The sequence below is a fragment of the Nocardia sp. NBC_01499 genome, from assembly GCF_045040275.1.
Taxonomy (GTDB): domain Bacteria; phylum Actinomycetota; class Actinomycetes; order Mycobacteriales; family Mycobacteriaceae; genus Nocardia.
Genome location: NZ_CP109426.1, coordinates 4,060,597 through 4,078,051 on the forward strand (window position 1 = coordinate 4,060,597; position 17,455 = coordinate 4,078,051).

The following is a 17,455-nucleotide window of genomic DNA, read 5'->3' on the forward strand; positions in this document are numbered from 1 at the left end:
GAGTCGGTCAGCCGCCGGCGACGGCGGGCAGGATGGTCACGCTCGCGTCGGCGGGCACCTCGGCCGCGAGGCCGCCGGCGAAACGCACGTCCTCGTCGTCGACGTAGATGTTGACGTAGCGGTTCAGCTTGCCGTCCTTGAGCAGCCGCTCGGCCAGGCCGGGGTGGTTCGCGTCGAGGTCATCGATCAGCGCGCTCAGCGTTGCGCCCTGCGCCTGCACACGCTTCTCCCCTCCGGTGAGGCCACGCATGATGGTCGGGATGGACACGGTTACCGGCATGAGAACTCCTCGGTTTCACGAACAAGCATCGGTTCAGGCGGTTTCGTACGTGTCGACGATCTGCACCGGTTCCTCGGTGACCTCGCCGTCGACGATCCGGTAGCTGCGCAATTCGTGCTTTTCCGGGTCGCGGGTGGAGATCAGCACGTAGTGCGCGAACGGCTCGGAGGCGTAGGAGACGTCGGTGCGGCTCGGGTACGCCTCGGTGGCGGTGTGCGAGTGGTAGATCACCACCGGAGTCTCGTCGGCGTCGTCCATGGCGCGCCAGACCTCGAGCTGTTCACCGGAATCGAAACGGTAGAAGGTCGGCGAGCGCTCGGCATTGACCATGGCGATGAAGCGCTCGGGGCGATCCGAATCCTCCGGTCCGGCGATGACGCCGCACGCCTCGTCCGGGTGGTCGGCGCGCGCATGCGCCACCATCGCCTCGACGAGGTCGGCCCTGATCACCAGCACCAGTCAAACCCTTCCGAAAATGCCGACCTGTTTCCGTCGACAACGAGCCAGAATATTCGGCTATTCCCCGAGTGTGTTCGCCTGGTCCCGGATTCTCCGCGGTCAGCCGGGAAATAAGTCCGTGTACGCAGGGACTTCCGCGACTGAACGCGCGGACAAGATCGCATCGACGATCGCGCGTTCCACGCAGAGCGCCCCTGCGGTGCAGAGTTCGTCGAGTAGCAGCACGTCCGGCGGGAACGCGGGCGGCAGCGGAAAGCTCGCCGGTGGCTGCCAGGAGCCGGTCGACAGTGCGAACAACGTGTCGCCGTCGAAGGGCGAGTGCGCCGGCCGGATCGCGCGGGCGAGGCCGTCGTGGGCTGTCATCGCCAGCCGCTGACAGCCCGCCGGGTCAAGCGGCGCGTCGGTGGCGACCACGCCGATGGTCGTATTGAGTGCCATGCCTTTCGCCGGCAGGGCGTTCGCGTGCGTCAGCTGTTCGACGGTCGCGGTCCGCAAGCCGAAGTGTTCCGGCCCGTCGGTGCCGACACCCCACAGCAGCCCGGTGCGCGGATCGAACACCGAGCCGGCGGGATTGGCCACGATCAACGCGGACACGGTGGCCCCGGCGGCTGGTCCCTCGGTGAGCACCACGCTCGCGGTGCCGATGCCGCCCTTGATCGCACCGGCCCGCGCGCCGACACCCGCGCCGACCACGCCGCGCGCGAAGTCGACCGACGCGGCGGCCGCGGCCCGGTAGCCGAAGTCGGCGGTGGGCCGAATGTGCCACGCGCCCACCGGAAGATCGAAGATCACCGCGGCGGGCACGATCGGCACGACCCGGCTCGCGTCGGCCGGGTCCATCGGGATGCCCGCGCGCTTCTCCTCGAGCCAGCGCATGACACCGTCGGCGGCCGCGAGGCCGTAGGCGCTGCCGCCGGTGAGCAGGATCGCGTTGATCTGGCGCATGGTGTTGGCCAGATCGAGGACGTCGGTTTCCCTGGTGCCAGGCCCGCCGCCGCGCACATCGACCGCGGCGATCGCGCCGTCCGGGGCGTAGATGACGGTGGATCCCGTCGCCGCGCCGGCGCCGAGTGTCGCGTCCGCGTCGAGTTCGTGGTGGTGTCCGACGAGTAGGCCGGATACATCGGTGAGCGAATTGCGTTGTCCGGCTTGCGTCTTCACGGTTACGCTCCTGACTTTCGGTCGCGGTGATGGTCTGGTTCTGTGCTGCCCGCCGCTTCCGACGCGATGCTCAGGGGGCGAGCGCCTGCAGCAGCGAGTCCTGCATCCAGGTGAGCCAGTGGTACACGTCGAGGTGCGGTGCGCGCGGGTCGTCCGAGCCGAGATGGTCGGGAGTGTCGGCGTCGATGCCGAGCACCGTGCCCAAGGCCAGTCGCACATCGGTGAGGGCGGTCAGCCAGGCGTCGGCTTGTTCGGGAGTGAGCACGATCTTGCCGCCGGAGGTTGGCACGGTGTTCAGGATGACGCTGCCCGCGGCGAGCTTGGCGTCGATGATCTCCGGTTCGTGCAGCCCGCGCAGCGCGCTGTTGAGGTCGGCGCGATCGGCGTCGGGGGAACCGGGCTCGCTGCGATGGAAGTCCGGCAGCAGGCGGTGCAGCCGCGGATCGTCGGGCGCCACAGTGTTTCCGGTGCGCAATCCGGTCAGCGCGGCGAGGTCGTCCTCCGGCGCCGACTCAGCGCGTTCGGTGAGCAGCCCGGAGACCGCACCGACCAGCGAGCGCAGCACGTTGGCCTCTCGTGCGTCCATCTCGGATCGCAGTTTGAGACCGCTCAGCGAGTTCTTCCTGCTCCACTTCCGCACGGCGTCAGGGTAGTCGTCCTGGTCAGTCGTCCCGCTGCATGGTCGCCCAGAGTCCCGCGGCGTGTAGCCGCTGGACGTCATGTTCCATCTTGTCCCGCGAACCCGACGAGACCACCGCTTTGCCCTCGTTGTGCACGCAGAGCATCAGCTCGGTCGCCTTCGCCTTGCTGTAGCCGAACAGCTTCTGGAATATGTAGGCGACGTAGTGCATGAGGTTGACCGGGTCGTCCCAGACCACAGTGACCCACGGGCGATCTTCTGCCTCCAAGATCTCGGTGTATTCGACCGCCTCGGGGGTCGCCTGTGCCGCTGACAGTGTCGCGTCCACAGCGTCAACCACGACGCCGCCTCGGACTATGTTGCACAAGGCCATAACGTCAAGGGTACGACTCGACTCCGAATGAGCAACACCCCGCTGAGCTCCGATTCGAGCATTTCACGGCTCGCTGGGCGGGCACCCGCCTATGATGCGCACCCCCGCGTAAACACTCCAAAACGACCGGTCAGTGCGGCCTCGTGCATGCGCACTCGCAAGCGCTCCTTACAGTTGGCTGCGTGGACAACCGCGACGGCGTCACCAGCACCGCACTGCTGACGGACCAGTACGAACTGACCATGCTGGCCGCCGCGCTGGCCGACGACTCCGCGCATCGCCGCTGCACCTTCGAGGTGTTCGCCCGCCGCCTGCCGCACGGCCGTCGCTACGGCGTGGTCGCGGGCACCGGGCGGCTGCTCGACGCATTGGAGCGCTTCCAGTTCGGCGAACCGGAACTCGCCGTGATCGCGGCTTTCCTGCCCGCGAAGACGGTGGACTGGCTGCGCGACTACCGCTTCACCGGCGATATCGACGGCTACGCCGAGGGCGAGCTGTATTTCCCAGGCTCCCCCATCCTTTCGGTGCGCGGCAGCTTCGCCGAATGCGTCGTGCTGGAGACGCTGGCCCTGTCGATCCTCAACCACGACAGCGCGATCGCCTCGGCCGCCGCGCGGATGGTCAGCGCGTCGGGCGGGCGCCGGATGATCGAGATGGGATCGCGGCGCACCCACGAACTCGCCGCGCCGGACAGCTCGCGCGCGGCCTACCTTGCTGGCTTCGACGCCACCTCGAACCTGGAGGCGGTGCGTCGCTATGGCGTGCCTGGCGCGGGCACCAGCGCGCACGCGTTCACATTGCTGCACACCGGGTTGGCGGCCGGCGGGATAGGTGAGCACAGCGGGTCCGACGGCGAGCACGAGGCGGCGGCGTTCCGCAGCCAGATCGCGGCGCTCGGCATCGGCACCACGCTGCTGGTCGACACCTACGACATCACCCGCGGCGTGGCGACCGCGATCGACGTGGCCGGTCCGGAGCTGGGTGGGGTGCGCATCGATTCCGGCGATCTCGGCGTGCTCGCCAGGCAGGTGCGCGATCAGTTGGACGGGCTCGGCGCGACCAAGACTCGCATCGTGGTGTCCGGTGACCTCGACGAATACGCCATCGCCGCGTTGCGCGCGGAACCGGTCGACGTGTACGGCGTCGGCACCTCGCTGGTCACCGGGTCCGGCGCGCCGACCGCCGGCATGGTCTACAAGCTGGTCGAGGTCGAGGGGGTGCCGGTGGCCAAGCGCAGCAGTCACAAGGAATCGCGCGGCGGCACGAAGAAGGCGGTGCGGCTGTTCCGGCCGACCGGGACCATCGTCGAGGAGATCGTCTACCAGGCGACCGGGCCCGCACCCGAGGTGAACGGGTTCGAGGCGCGGGAACTGCTCGTCCCGCTGGTGCGCGACGGCAAGCTCGTCGACGATCTGCCGACCCTGGCGGACAGCCGCGACCATGTGGCGAACGGACTGATCAGCCTGCCGTGGGAGGGGCTGAAGCTGTCCGCCGGCGAGCCCGCCGTGCCGACCACATTCCTCAGCTGATCGCGGTGTGCCGTGCGGGCAAGGGATTTCCGCACGGCCGCTGTGTCGGCCGGCGTGCCGAGCGGCACAATGCAGTACGGGTATTCAGTTCACACCGCGGATGGAAGTCACCATGACCCGAGCCCTGATCATCGTCGATGTCCAGAACGATTTCTGCGAGGGCGGGTCGCTCGCCGTCACCGGCGGCGCGGCGGTCGCGGCGCGGATCAGTGAGCTGCTCGCGGCCGCGGATTACCCCGTGATCGTCGCGACCCGTGACTATCACATCGACCCCGGCGATCACTTCTCCGCGCATCCGGATTACGTCGACTCCTGGCCGCCGCACTGTCGCGTCGGCACGCCGGGCGCGGACTTCCACCCGAACCTGGACACCGCACCCGTTCAGGAGATCTTCGCCAAGGGCGCGTATTCCGCCGCCTACTCCGGCTTCGAAGGCACCGCCGAGGACGGCACCACCCTGGCCGACTGGCTGCGCGGGCGTGGCGTCGAGGCGGTCGACGTCGTCGGCATCGCCACCGACCATTGCGTCCGCGCCACGGCATTGGACGCGAGGATCGAAGGCTTCGACACCCGCGTTCTCCTCGACCTGACCGCCGGGGTTTCCCGCGATACCACCGACGCCGCCGTGGCCCGCATGCGCGCCGCGGGCGTCGACCTCGAAGGAAGCGTTCCCGCTTAGAACGATCATCACGACGGCCGTATCTGGTGTCGGTGCCGGGCAGTAGGCTGCTCGCGTGCCCGAACTCCCCGCCGTCCCCGACCTTTTGGCCACTGCCGTGCAGGCGCTCGGCGGGAAAGAGCGCGTCGGGCAGGTGACGATGGCGACCGCGGTCGACCACGCCATCGACACCAAGGAGCACCTAGCCGTGCAGGCCGGAACGGGCACCGGCAAGTCGCTGGCGTACCTGGTGCCGAGCCTGCGGCACGCGGTGCGGACCGGGCGCACGGTGGTGGTGTCGACCGCGACGATCGCGCTGCAGCGCCAGCTCGTCGATCGCGATCTGCCGCGCCTGTCCGAGGCGCTGAGCAAGCCACTCGGGCGTGCGGCGAAGTTCGCGATCCTCAAGGGCCGCAACAACTATCTGTGCCTGAACAAGATCAATAGCGTGATTCCGGAGGAGCCGGGCGAGGCCGAGCTGTTCGACGCGTTCGCCATTTCCCGGCTCGGCCGCGAGGTGAAGCGGCTCAACGAGTGGGTCTCCGATACCGAGGCCGGCGACCGGGACGAGATCGTGCCCGGCGTGACCGACCGCGCCTGGAAACAGGTGAGCGTGTCCTCGCGCGAATGCCTCGGCAAGTCGCGCTGCCCGTTCGGTCAGGACTGCTTCGCCGAGAAGGCACGGGCCGAATCCGCGCAGGCCGATGTGGTGGTCACCAACCACGCGCTGCTGGCGATCGACGCGATCAGCGGCATCCAGGTGCTACCCGAACACGACGTGGTTGTCATCGACGAGGCGCACGAGCTGGTCGACCGGGTCACCGGCGTTGCCACCGCCGAGCTGGCCTCCTCGGCGATCAGCGCGGCCGCGCGCCGGTGCACCAAGCTCATCGATGAAAAAGAGGTGGATCGCCTCGAAGGCGCCGCCGAGGCCTGGCACGACGTGCTGGAAGAACTGCCCGCCGCCCGCTGGGAACGACTGCCCGACGGCGTCCCCTCGGTCCTCGCCCTCGTCCGCGACGCCGCGTGGAACGCACGCACCGCACTCGCACCGCAGGGCGGCACCACCCAGCAGGGCGACGTCGAGACCGCCGCCGCGCGCACCCAGGCGCTGGCCGCGATCGACGAGGTGCACGACAGCGCGGTGCGCGCGCTCACCGCGTTCGACGAACCCGATCCGGCGAAACGGCACGACGTCATCTGGTTGTCCGCCGAGGAGATGCGCGGCACCACCCGGCGTTCGCTGCGGATGGCGCCGCTTTCGGTGGGCGGGTTGTTGCGCAGCAGGCTGTTCGGCACCGCGACCGTGGTGCTCACCTCGGCGACGCTGCAGATCGGCGGCTCGTTCGACGGGCTCGCGATCACCTGGGGACTGCCCGCGCAATCATCGAACCAGGCCGATCCCGGCATGGCCAACGGCGCCGAGGCGCCCGCCGACGCCGACAAGGTGCGCTGGAGTTCGCTCGATGTCGGCTCGCCGTTCGACCATGCCAAGTCGGGCATCCTGTACGTCGCCAAGCACCTGCCCGCGCCGGGCCGCGACGGCCTCGCGCCCGCCTACCTCGACGAGATCGAGCGGCTCATCAAGGCCGCTGGCGGTCGCACGCTCGGGCTGTTCTCCTCGATGCGCGCGGCCAAGGCGGCGACCGAGGCATTGCGCGAGCGACTGGACACACCCGTGCTGTGCCAGGGCGACGATTCGACCGGCGCGCTGGTCCGCAAGTTCGCCGACGATCCGGAGACCTCGCTGTTCGGCACGCTGTCGCTGTGGCAGGGCGTCGACGTGCCCGGCCCGTCGCTGAGTCTGGTGATCCTGGATCGAATTCCGTTCCCCCGCCCCGATGATCCGCTGCTCACCGCGCGGCAGCGCGCGGTCGAATCGCGCGGCGGCAACGGGTTCATGGCGATCGCGGCGAACCACGCGGCATTGCTGCTCGCGCAGGGCACCGGCCGGTTGTTACGCAGCGTCGATGACCGCGGTGTCGTCGCGATTCTCGACTCCCGACTGGCCACCGCCCGCTACGGCGGATACCTGCGCGCCTCGCTGCCGCCGTACTGGGAGACCTCCAACCCGGACGTTGTTCTCAAAGCGCTCAAACGACTCACCGAAAATGCACTGTGATATAGGACACATTCAGGCGCGCTTACTTCCGAACAGAAGTAAATTAAAGGTGGTACTTCGGTGAACCCCAATTCCCACACCGAATGTATCGGCGGTCCCCGCGCCAAGCCCTGCACGCGGCGCGGGGACACCACAATTCTTGCCTCGCGCCCGGTCGGCGCATGAGACCGTTTCCAGATGAAGCACCCTTCCGACAGTGATGTCCTAGGCGAATTCCTGGTCAGCGCAAGATCATTGGCCGAGTATCGCGCGATATTCACACTCTCCGACGCCGATTTACACGGCCGAATTCTCGACTGCCCCGGCGGCGCAGCGAGTTTCACGGCCGAGGCGAATGCACTCGGTGCCGATGTCACCGCCACCGATCCGATCTACGCTCGCCCACCCGATGACCTGTGCGGTCTCGCACTCAGCGAGACCGATCGCGGAAGCGATTGGGCCACCGCGCATTCGGAAAGGTATCGGTGGGACTGGTACGGCAGCCCGCGCCAGCAGCGCGAGATGCGCCACGCCGCCGCCCGCCGATTCGGCGCGGATCTGATCGCCAACCCCGGCCGATACATCACCGCCGAACTGCCGTCGCTCCCCTTCCCCGACGACAGCTTCGACCTGGTCCTCAGCTCGCACCTGCTGTTCACCTACGCTGACCGCCTCGACCCAGACTTCCACCTCGCCGCCCTGCTCGAGCTGGCTCGAGTCTGCGCAGGCGAGATCCGGGCCTACCCTTTGGTCGACCATCTCGGCAATCACCTGGACGAACTAGTCGCCCATCTCCGAAAAGAATTGGAAGACAAAGGCATTCGAACCTATCTCGTGGAGATAAGTTACGAATTCCACCACGGCGCGCACACCGTGCTCGTGCTGCGCCCCTGATTACCAGCCGCGCGGCGTTGAAATGTCTCCCATCCACAGCGGCGTCGGCTCCGAAGACCTAGTGACGTCCCGCACCGACGGTACGGGTCGAGCGTTGATCCGAGGTTGATATCTGGCCTGGCCGATTCGCCTTGGCCTGCTGTGCAGTGCCGAACACGGCAAGGCCACGAGCTCGACCCCATCCAACCTTTGGAGAACACGCATGCGCGCCGTCCGTTCCACCTTCATTTTCGCTGCCTCTTGCACCGTGCTTTTGGCCCCGCTCGGCATGGTGATCCCAGCCCAAGCCGCCCCTGCCGTCTCCTTGTCAACCAACGCGGCCGCCCTGCTCGAGCAAACGCAGCTGCGCGCGCACAGTGCCGCGGAACGTGCCACGGCCATCGAGACAGCCGCGAGCAGCGACGGCCAGCCCATTGCCGCCAGCGGATGCCACCGGCCCGGGTATCCCGTTCCGCCCCACTCGAACTGCCCCCAGAAGGGCGCCGCAGCGGCCGAGCAGTTCGCCCAAGACGCCGATCACGCCACGACTCCCGCCGCGGCCGCGAAAAGCGCCGCCGCAGCCGCCGGTGCGGTGCTCGAGGCGCTCGGCTCCTGGAAGCGGGGCAGCGACCTCGGCCCTTCGGTTCGCGCGGCCGCCGCGGCCGCATCGACGGCCGCCAGCGGTGCCGGGACCGATATCCCGCTGTCCAACGCCGCGACGACCGCGGAAAACACCGCGGTCCTGCTCAGCTACCAAATCCTGAACGCTCCGACCGTCGGCAAGATCGCCCCGGTCGGTCTGTAGCCGAGCCGGTTGATACGCCCCAGCTACCGACTGTGGGCCACCGCGCGGTAGGTGGTTTGGATGAGCGTGTGCAGGTGGCGCTGGATCTCCTCGACCGGGCCAGGGGCCAGAGTGAACTCGTCGGCGCCGTGGTTGTGCAGCAGGTAGCGGCCGTCGGCGGGTAGGTAATCCATCCAGTGGAAGCCGCGACCGTCGGTGGTCGGCCTGCTGTCGATCGCGGCGCCCGCGAAGACGCCGACCTCGCCGAGCCCGGAGCGGGGGCGGCGGACGATGCGGTTGAGCTGCTCGGTGTGCGAAAGACGCGTCGGGTGCTTGGTGTATTCGACCGTGTGCAAATCCGAGCGGCGGCCGCTGATCGTCGGGTATTTGCCGCCGACACAATTCGGCAGATGCGCGGCGATCTGCGCGGGCAAAGCCTGTGGCGGGCAGCGGGAGAGCAGGATATCGCGGCCGTATTCCTGTGTCGGGCCCGGCAATTGGACGGCGATGGTCGCTTCGCGGTCCGTCATGCCCGCGTGAACGCGTACCACCTGTTTGAATTCACGTCCGAAAAGGCCGTGCACCTCGACACGAACTCTGGGTTCAAGCAACACATTCAGAGCGTTGAACAAGTCCGGACTCGCGAAACCCGATAACTGCCGCGCGGCGTTCGCGCGCAGACGCTGATAGTCCTCGTAGGCTTCCACGCCGTCGAGGGTGTAGCGCAACGGATACGGCAGCCGGTCACGACCGAGCGCCTCCAGCGCCAGCTCGAACATCAAACCGTCCAGGCGCCAGCGGGATTCACTCATCCGCCGATAACTCCGCCCGGTGGTAGCGCGGGCGGCTGCGTACCAAGCAACTCCGAACCACGGTCATAGATCAGGTAATCCGGGATCTTGTGCTCGCCATCCTCGTCACCCTTGCCCTTGGCTCCGCCAGCGCCCATACCGGGCGCGCCGGACATGCCCGGTTTACCGGACGCGGCGGTGCGGGCGGCGTTCGCCGCGGCGGTGGTGGGGGTTGTCGCCTTGCCTGGGATGCTCTTTCCCGGGGAAGGGGCGGAGGTCGGCGTGCCGGTAGTGCGCGACGGTGTGCCGGGGAACGTCGTGGACGGAGTGTGCGTCGGGGTCGACGGTGTTGACGGTGTGCGCGATTTGGTCGGGTCGTCGGTGGTGGTCGCCGAGGTGGTCGAGGCCGGTGTTGTGCTCGTCGGGTTCTTATCCGTCGAGGTGCTCTGGTCCGTGCTCGCCGGCTGCGTCGACTGCGGGTCGGTGCCGTCCGGCTTCTTCGAATCGTCCTGGGACTTCTGGTCCGTCGGATTGTGTGAGCCCGTTGGGTTGTCGCTGGTGGGGTTACCCGGTTGGCTCGGACCCGGATTGCTTCCCGGACCAACCGGATTGTTCTTGTCCACCGAACTGGTGGGCTCGGGAAGGATCGGAGTGATCTTGTCGACGCCGTTGACGCCCGGGCGGTAGTACTCCGTCATCACATACCGCGCCTCACTCTCCGCCTCTTGCGCACGGTGCGTGGGGCCCTTGAGGACGTTCTGCAATGGCAGCGCATCGAGGAACTTGTCGCCGAGGGTGTAGCTATCCGGTTTCCCGACACTGGATTTCGCCTGCGCCAGGTGTCCCTGGGTCAGGTCAAGACCGTGCCCGACCATCTGGAATGTGGCGGCCAGCTTCGAAAACGACGTCGAGAATTCGCGAGTCGCATCGATCGCACTCTGCCCCGATTTACCGTTCCAATGCTCCGTAATGTCCTGCTCGACACCCTTTTTGAACTCATCGACCGCGTTTCGCGCGTCGGCGGAAAGATTGCGCCAGCCATCGGCCTTCGCGTTGATCTCGCCTTCTTGCACTCCCTCTAGGGCGCTGAAAATCGCCTGATGAGACATGGTTTCGAAGGGGTCCTGAGCCTTGATGGCAGGCCCGTCGAACGTGCCGCTGCCGTACTCCGACAACAATCCCGACCACTCATTGTTGACGTAGGTGCGGTCTTGATCCCACTTCGACTTCTCGTCGGCAGCCCGCTGCTGGTCGTCGTGCTTGTTCTTATCGGCCTCCCGCGAGGAGCCGGTGATACTCCCCGCGCCGATCGCTACGAGCCAGTCGTTGAACGAGGCCATCAGGAGTCCCCCATTCTCAATCCGGCGAGCTTGTCGGCGGCAGATTGATCGGATTCGGCGATCTTGCCGATGGCGAGTTCGTAGGTGTCCTTCATCAGGCTGACAATATCGATGCTCTGCTTGAGTCGTTTGACCGCTGAATCTTCCCCGTTATTGGCCTTCTGAGCGAACTTGCCCTGCAGCGCTTTCGCTGACTCCAACTCGCCGAAGCCGGACAGGAACGCCAGCCTCGTCGCATTGGTAACCATGGTGTCGAGTTGGTCCCGCATTCGCGTGGCGTGGGCTGCCAAAGCGGTGCCGATATCGGTGTCCATCCGGAGCTCGCCGTCTTCGGCCTGCTTCTTCAATGTCTGCCACCGCGTCAGCATCCCCTGCATTTCGCTCTGATCGGTCTCCGACATCGTCCCTCCTATACATCAAATCCTCTGCACCCGGCCGTAGCATCCGGGACTCTGCTGCTGACTGATCAGCGCGTGTAACGCAGCCAACTATTTCGGCAGGTAAGTCTCGAGCTGGGATGCGTGGCGCAAAGCGAGGTCACACGGTGGGGCCTGCGGAAGCGAGGCACGCTGGCTGTAATTCCAGCCAACGCTCACTACGAACATGCCTCGAGTAGACGGCAGACTTACGTAGCACCCGAGCTTGTCCTCGTCGTTCTTGTCCTGATACATCAGGCCTGCTCGCGGACCGACCTTGACGTCGCGAAATCCCGTGACAGTGTCGTTCTTTCGAGTTTCGTCCAGAGTGTGGGTGCTCGAGCCAATGGTCACCGAATAGGGTCCTTCGGTCGATCTCCACGTGCACATACGCCATGTAACCGGGCCCGTCGGCGCGTCCGTCACGACGCTTTTCGAGGCAGGATCCACCTGTGTCGCGCGCAACGCTTCATCAGACAGGTCTGAACACGGGTTGTACTCGACCGTGGCCTCACCGCTGGTCGGCTTCCCACTGACCTCATCGGTCGTCGGACTCCCGTCCTTCGTAGGCGAGCACCCCGCGACCAGCCCGGCTACCGTCATCCCGGCCAGCACCGTCCGCATAACAAGCTTCGGCGCCACGATCGCGGTTCGCATATCTCTCCTGACTTCGGCCCCAACACCCCGACACAGGATAAGACGCACAAGATCTCCCCCTGGTTCCATTCCAAACTAGAGCAATCCAAACGGATCGTTCCAGTCCGGTCGCGTGCGGAAACGCACCGCCCCGCCCGTGACGCGGCGCGATGACCCCGGTGGGCCACCGCGCCGCGGACGCGTCAGTAACTCAGAGAACCCACTTGAAGATAAGCGTGACCACCGCGGCCACCACACCGAGCACCACCGCGGCCACCCCGACCACGAATCCCTGTCGCTGCCACGGCCGCCCGTTGTCCAGCGAGTACCGCCCGGCACCGGTGAAGGCCACGCCCGTACCGACGACGGCGTACAGCAGCGGGGTCTCCCAACCACCCTGACCGAAAAGCCCGGGTCCCCACGTCACGTTGATCGCGTTGATCATGGTGCCGAGCACGATGGCACCGGCGAGCGGAGTGAACAGGCCGACCGCGAGGAGTACACCGCCGGTGATTTCGCTCAGCCCTGCGAGGGTGCCGAAGAATTTGCCCGGGTTGTAGCCCATGTTGTCGAACATGGCGGCATTGGCGTGCCAGCCGTAACCCCAGAACCAGCCGAATAGTTTCTGGGTGCCGTGGGCGGCGAGTAATGCGCCGAAGATTACGCGGACGATCAGGAGTCCGATGTCGGCGGAAACGCCGTCCAGTTCGGTGTTGGCAGTGGCGCGTTCGAGTACAGATTTCGTAGTCATGCTGATCCTCGTCCCTGCAAGTCAGATTCCAAATAACTGGTCAATGGCCTCGGCGATGAAGCGGACTGCGGTCCGATCCTCGCACGCGGCATCACAACTTTCCAGACCCAGGTCTTCTTGATCTACGTTTGCATACCTTGCCAGGTTCATTCCGCCAGGAAGAAGAAGTAGCCGAGGAATATCACCAGCAGCGCCCACATTGCCGGATGAACTTCCTTGATCCGGCCCTTGGCGACCATCACGATCGGGTAGAACAGCATTCCCATGGCCAGGCCGTTCGCGATCGAATACGTCAGCGGCATCATCACGATGGTGATGAACGCGGGTATCGAGTATTCGAGCCGATTCCAGTCGATCTCGCCGAGCGCACGCGCCATCAACACGCCGACCACGATCAGCGCGGGCGCGGTCACCTCACCGGAACCCGCGATGACGGCGAAGATCGGGTAGCAGAACATGGCGATCAGGAACCAGCCCGCGGTGGTGACGGCGGTCAACCCGGTGCGCCCGCCCGCGGAAACGCCAGCGGTGGACTCGACGTAGGCGGTGGTGGTGGAGGTGCCGATGATGGCGCCCGCCATGGTGCCGACGGAATCGGCGGCCAGCGCGCTGGAAGCACGCGGGAGTTTGCCGTCCTTGTCGAGCAGGCCCGCCTGGTTGGCGACGCCGATCAGGGTGCCTGAGGCGTCGAAGAAGTCGACGAACAGCATGGTCAGGATGACAACGGCCATCTGCCCGGTGAACGCGTCGGGTAAGTGGATGATCGCCTGACCGAAGGTGTGCTCCAGCCCCTTCGGCGCCGCGACCACACCATGCGGCAGATCGACCAGTCCGCTGACGATGCCGACGCCCGCGGTGAGCACGATCCCGTACAGCACCGCACCGTGCCAGCCGATGACGAGGAAGACCACGGTCACCACGAGCCCGAACAGCGCGAGCAAGGTGGTGCCCTTGGTGAAGTCGCCCAGCGTGACCAGGGTGGCATCGCTGTTCACCACGATGCCCGCGTTCTTCAACCCCAGAAACGCCACGAACAACCCGATACCAGCGCCGACGGCCAGCTTCATCTGCATCGGAATCGCGTTGAGAATCCGCTCGCGCACCTTGGTGACCGCGAGCAGGAAGAAGATGATGCCGGACAGCAAGGTCCCGGACAACGCGACCTGCCACGGAATGCCCATGCCGAGCACCACCGAGTAGGCGAAGAACGCGTTGAGTCCCATGCCTGGCGCGAGCGCGATCGGATACTTGGCCCACAGCCCCATGACCAGCGTGCCGAACACCGCGGCGACGGCGGTCGCGGTGAATACCGCCTGCATCGGAATGCCCTTGGCGCCCAACGCGCCCTCGTCGCCGAGCACCGACGGATTCACGGCGAGCACGTAGGACATGGCGAGGAACGTCACCGTGCCCGCCATCAGCTCGCGTTTCATGGTCGAACCAGTCGCGCTGATGCCGAAGAACGCGTCGATGCGACCTCGGGGCTCGGTCGGTACGGCGGTGGCCATGGGCGGTCTCCAGTCAGGGAGTGGTACGGGCGTGCCCAGGCACGTTAGCCGACGATTCACTGAATCGGAGAATTCGGCCGACCCATGGCCGCGCCGACCGTCGCGGACCCGAAAGGGCTGGTGCGGCCGTTTCAGGCGTTGGGTGCGGCGACCAATCCGAGCTCCGCGTCGCCCGCGAGCAACTCGTTGTGTGGCAGCACCCGCACCGTGTATCCGACGGCACCGGACAGCGGGACCGGCGTGTCGACGGTGAAAAGCTCGACGCCGGAATCGGATCCGGCGTGCGTCATCGCGACGGTGCTGACATCGGACAGGTCGTCGGCGGTCGACACCCGGCCGAGTACCGCCTGCACGACGACATCGTCGACCCGCAATCCGCCGAGGTCGATGCGCGCGGTCAGCGACAGCTTGGCCCCGATGATCGGCGTGTCCGGCAGGCCGGCGCTGTCCACCTGGATCACCTTTACCGACGGCCACGCCCCTTCGACGCGACGCCGGTAGTCGGCGATGGCGCGGGCGACGGCGAACTCGTCGGCGGTCGCCCGCTGGTAGGCGTTGGCGGCGGGCGCGTAGTACTCGACGGCGTAGTCGCGGACCATGCGGGAGGCGAGCACCTTCGGGCCGAGGGTCTGCAGGGTGTGGCGCACCATCTCGACCCAGCGCACCGGCATTCCGGCGGCGTCGCGGTCGTAGAAGCGGGGCGCGACGGTGCGCTCGAACAGGTCGTAGAGCGCCGCGGCCTCGAGGTCGTCGCGGCGGTGCTCGTCGCTGACACCGTCGGCGGTCGGGATGGCCCAGCCGTTCTCGCCGTCGAACATCTCGTCCCACCAGCCGTCCCGGATGGACAGGTTGAGGCCGCCGTTGAGCGCGGACTTCATGCCGGAGGTGCCGCACGCCTCGAGCGGGCGCAGCGGATTGTTCAGCCAGACGTCGCAGCCCCAGTACAGGTAGCGGGCCATCGACATGTCGTAGTCGGGCAGGAAGACGATGCGGTGGCGTACCTCGGGATCGTCGGCGAAGCGGACCACCTGCTGGATGAGCGCCTTGCCGCCGTCGTCGGCGGGATGGCTCTTGCCCGCGACCACCAGCTGCATGGGTCGCTCGGGGTCGAGCAGTCTGGCGCGCAACCGTTGCGGGTCGCGCAGCATCAGGGTGAGCCGCTTGTAGGTCGGGACGCGGCGGGCGAAGCCGACGGTCAGCACGTCCGGGTCGAAAACGCTGTCGACCCAACCCAATTCGGCCTCCGCGGCACCGCGGTCAAGCCAGGACGCGCGTACCCGGCGGCGCACCTCGGCAACCAGGATGGCGCGCAACGCGTTTCGCGTCGACCACAGCTCGCCGAGGTCGACATCGCGCAGCCGCTCCCAGCCGCGCGACTCCTCGACGAGTTCCGCGCCGATGTGCTTGCGCGCCTTGTCGAACCACTCGCGGGCGGCCCAGGTCGGCGCGTGCACGCCGTTGGTGACCGAACCGATCGGCACCTCGGCCGCGTCGAATCCCGGCCACAGCGCGGCGAACATCTCGCGGCTGACCTCGCCGTGCAGTTTCGATACACCGTTGGCGCGCTGGGCAAGTCGCAAGCCCATGTGCGCCATGTTGAAGACCGAGGGATCGGCCTCGCGGCCCAGTGCGACGATCCGGTCCACGGAAAGCCCTGGGAGCATGGCGGATTCGGATTCGCCGTGCGCGCCACCGAAGTAGCGGCGCACCATCGGCATCGGGAACCGGTCGATGCCCGCGGGGACCGGGGTGTGCGTGGTGAACACCGTGCCGGCCCGCACCGCGGCCAGAGCGGTGTCGAAATCCTGTCCGGCAGAGACGAATTCGCGAATCCGCTCGACGCCGAGGAAACCGGCGTGGCCCTCGTTCATGTGGAACACATCAGGATCGGGCAGGCCGTTCGCGTTGGTGTAGGCACGCACCGCGCGGACGCCACCGATACCCGCCAGGATCTCCTGCCGGATCCGATGCTCTTGATCGCCGCCGTAGAGCCGGTCGGTGACCGCACGCAGTTCCGGATCGTTTTCCGCGATATCGGAATCCAGCAACAGCAGCGGCACCCGCCCGACCTGCGCGATCCATACCCGCGCCCGCAGCACCCGCTGATCGGGCATCGCCACGTGAACGAGCACCGGCGCCGTCTCCGAACCCCCGTTGTCGGAGGTGAGCAGCCGCAACGGCAGACCCTGCGGATCCAGGTCCGGGTAATGCTCGGTCTGCCAACCATCCGCCGACAGCGTTTGCCTGAAATAGCCGGAGCGATACAGCAATCCGACACCGATCAGCGGCAGCCCCAGATCGGAAGCGGCCTTCAGATGATCCCCCGCCAGAATCCCGAGGCCACCCGAGTAGTTCGGCAGCACCTCGGTAACACCGAACTCCATGGAGAAGTAGGCGATCCCGCGAACACCCTCCTCCCCCGCGCGCCGCTCGAACCAACTCGGCGCCGCCAGATAGTCCCGCAGATCCGCCGCCGCGGCATCCACCCGCCGCACATACTCCGGATCCGCCGCCAACTCATCCACCCGAGCCGCAGGCACCTCCCCCAGCATCCGCACCGGGTCGTGCCCCATCTCCAACCACCGCCGCGGATCCATCTCAGCGAACAAATCCTGGGTAGCCGGATGCCACGACCACCGCAGATTCGTAGCGAGCTCGCCGAGCGCGGCCAGCCGCTCAGGCAAATGGGCACGGACGGTGAATCGACGCAATGCCTTCACCCCGCGAACCCTACCGAACCGCGCCGATTCCGGCCGCCCCGGCGGTGCGGCTCACAACAGCCGACCGGCTGCCGGGCGTGACCCATGATCGCCGCGTGCTTCCGCTGCGTACGGCGAAGCGATAATCCACACGACAGCCGTCTTGCCTGGGTCATACGCTCGTCGCATGGCGACGATTACCTTCCGTCCGACCGCTCACGATGAAAAGATCATCGACCGTGCTCGCGGGGACGGCGAGAGCGCCACCGACGTCATCCGTCGCGCACTGCGATCACTCGACCACGAGGAATGGCTGGCGCAGGCCCGAGTCGACGCGATTGCACTGCGCGATGAGGATCTGAACGCGGAGCCCGACGCATGGTGACAGGGGCTTCAGCCACGCGCGCGGACCGGTATCCAGCCCATATTTCGACGGTGGCCGAGAGCGGGCGGCTG

Annotated in this window: 18 protein-coding genes; 6 read left to right on the forward strand and 12 right to left on the reverse strand. The window is 66.8% G+C overall.

What is annotated here, in order from left to right:
- Positions 1-7: 7 nt before the first annotated feature.
- The 5 genes from OG203_RS18725 to clpS all read right to left on the reverse strand — a co-directional run bounded on the left by OG203_RS18725 (position 8) and on the right by clpS (position 2,913).
- The gene (locus tag OG203_RS18725; protein ID WP_014982113.1) at positions 8-280 is read right to left on the reverse strand and encodes a MoaD/ThiS family protein; all 273 of its coding nucleotides are present in this window, start codon (positions 278-280) and stop codon (positions 8-10) included.
- Between the two features lie 33 nt (positions 281-313).
- Positions 314-736, reverse strand: a complete 423-nt coding sequence (locus OG203_RS18730) for a Mov34/MPN/PAD-1 family protein (RefSeq protein ID WP_405166946.1) — start codon at positions 734-736, stop codon at positions 314-316.
- A 102-nt stretch (positions 737-838) separates the two neighbouring features.
- Positions 839-1,900, reverse strand: a complete 1,062-nt coding sequence (locus tag OG203_RS18735; RefSeq protein ID WP_405166947.1) for a P1 family peptidase — start codon at positions 1,898-1,900, stop codon at positions 839-841.
- A gap of 70 nt (positions 1,901-1,970) precedes the next feature.
- A complete protein-coding gene (locus OG203_RS18740; RefSeq protein WP_405166948.1) occupies positions 1,971-2,540 on the reverse strand; it encodes a DUF2017 domain-containing protein in 570 nt (189 codons plus the stop codon).
- A 22-nt stretch (positions 2,541-2,562) separates the two neighbouring features.
- Positions 2,563-2,913, reverse strand: a complete 351-nt coding sequence (gene clpS, locus OG203_RS18745) for an ATP-dependent Clp protease adapter ClpS (RefSeq protein WP_405166949.1) — start codon at positions 2,911-2,913, stop codon at positions 2,563-2,565.
- Between the two features lie 182 nt (positions 2,914-3,095).
- Here clpS and OG203_RS18750 point away from each other — a divergent pair, with 182 nt between their 5' ends.
- The 5 genes from OG203_RS18750 (at position 3,096) to OG203_RS18770 (ending at position 8,879) form a co-directional block, all read left to right on the forward strand.
- Entirely contained in the window at positions 3,096-4,442 is a 1,347-nt protein-coding gene (locus OG203_RS18750) for a nicotinate phosphoribosyltransferase (RefSeq protein ID WP_405166950.1), read from the forward strand.
- Between the two features lie 112 nt (positions 4,443-4,554).
- The gene (pncA, locus tag OG203_RS18755) at positions 4,555-5,121 is read left to right on the forward strand and encodes a pyrazinamidase PncA (protein ID WP_405166951.1); all 567 of its coding nucleotides are present in this window, start codon (positions 4,555-4,557) and stop codon (positions 5,119-5,121) included.
- A gap of 55 nt (positions 5,122-5,176) precedes the next feature.
- Positions 5,177-7,222 carry an ATP-dependent DNA helicase gene (locus OG203_RS18760; RefSeq protein ID WP_405166952.1) on the forward strand — a complete coding sequence of 682 codons (2,046 nt, stop codon included), beginning with the start codon at positions 5,177-5,179 and terminating at the stop codon, positions 7,220-7,222.
- A gap of 177 nt (positions 7,223-7,399) precedes the next feature.
- The gene (locus OG203_RS18765) at positions 7,400-8,095 is read left to right on the forward strand and encodes a class I SAM-dependent methyltransferase (RefSeq protein WP_405166953.1); all 696 of its coding nucleotides are present in this window, start codon (positions 7,400-7,402) and stop codon (positions 8,093-8,095) included.
- A 202-nt stretch (positions 8,096-8,297) separates the two neighbouring features.
- Positions 8,298-8,879, forward strand: coding sequence for a hypothetical protein (locus OG203_RS18770; protein WP_405166954.1), 582 nt, complete (start codon positions 8,298-8,300; stop codon positions 8,877-8,879).
- A 23-nt stretch (positions 8,880-8,902) separates the two neighbouring features.
- Here OG203_RS18770 and OG203_RS18775 read toward each other — a convergent pair whose 3' ends face one another.
- The 7 genes from OG203_RS18775 to glgP all read right to left on the reverse strand — a co-directional run bounded on the left by OG203_RS18775 (position 8,903) and on the right by glgP (position 17,020).
- A complete protein-coding gene (locus tag OG203_RS18775; protein WP_405166955.1) occupies positions 8,903-9,670 on the reverse strand; it encodes an ESX secretion-associated protein EspG in 768 nt (255 codons plus the stop codon).
- Positions 9,667-10,989, reverse strand: a complete 1,323-nt coding sequence (locus tag OG203_RS18780) for a hypothetical protein (protein ID WP_405166956.1) — start codon at positions 10,987-10,989, stop codon at positions 9,667-9,669. Before OG203_RS18780 ends, OG203_RS18775 begins: the two co-directional genes overlap by 4 nt.
- Complete coding sequence (locus OG203_RS18785) at positions 10,989-11,390, reverse strand: hypothetical protein (RefSeq protein ID WP_405166957.1); 402 nt, start codon at positions 11,388-11,390, stop codon at positions 10,989-10,991. Before OG203_RS18785 ends, OG203_RS18780 begins: the two co-directional genes overlap by 1 nt.
- Before the next feature lie 87 nt (positions 11,391-11,477).
- Positions 11,478-12,062, reverse strand: a complete 585-nt coding sequence (locus OG203_RS18790; RefSeq protein ID WP_405166958.1) for a DUF3558 domain-containing protein — start codon at positions 12,060-12,062, stop codon at positions 11,478-11,480.
- Positions 12,063-12,252: 190 nt separating this feature from the next.
- A complete protein-coding gene (locus tag OG203_RS18795; protein ID WP_405166959.1) occupies positions 12,253-12,792 on the reverse strand; it encodes a DoxX family protein in 540 nt (179 codons plus the stop codon).
- A gap of 146 nt (positions 12,793-12,938) precedes the next feature.
- Entirely contained in the window at positions 12,939-14,264 is a 1,326-nt protein-coding gene (locus OG203_RS18800; protein WP_405167909.1) for an NCS2 family permease, read from the reverse strand.
- Positions 14,265-14,431: 167 nt separating this feature from the next.
- A complete protein-coding gene (gene glgP, locus OG203_RS18805; RefSeq protein ID WP_405166960.1) occupies positions 14,432-17,020 on the reverse strand; it encodes an alpha-glucan family phosphorylase in 2,589 nt (862 codons plus the stop codon).
- Positions 17,021-17,186: 166 nt separating this feature from the next.
- Between glgP and OG203_RS18810 the strand changes: the two genes are divergently transcribed.
- Positions 17,187-17,384: a hypothetical protein gene (locus OG203_RS18810; protein WP_405166961.1), complete on the forward strand. Its 198-nt coding sequence runs from the start codon at positions 17,187-17,189 to the stop codon at positions 17,382-17,384.
- The last annotated feature ends 71 nt before the right edge of the window (positions 17,385-17,455 follow it).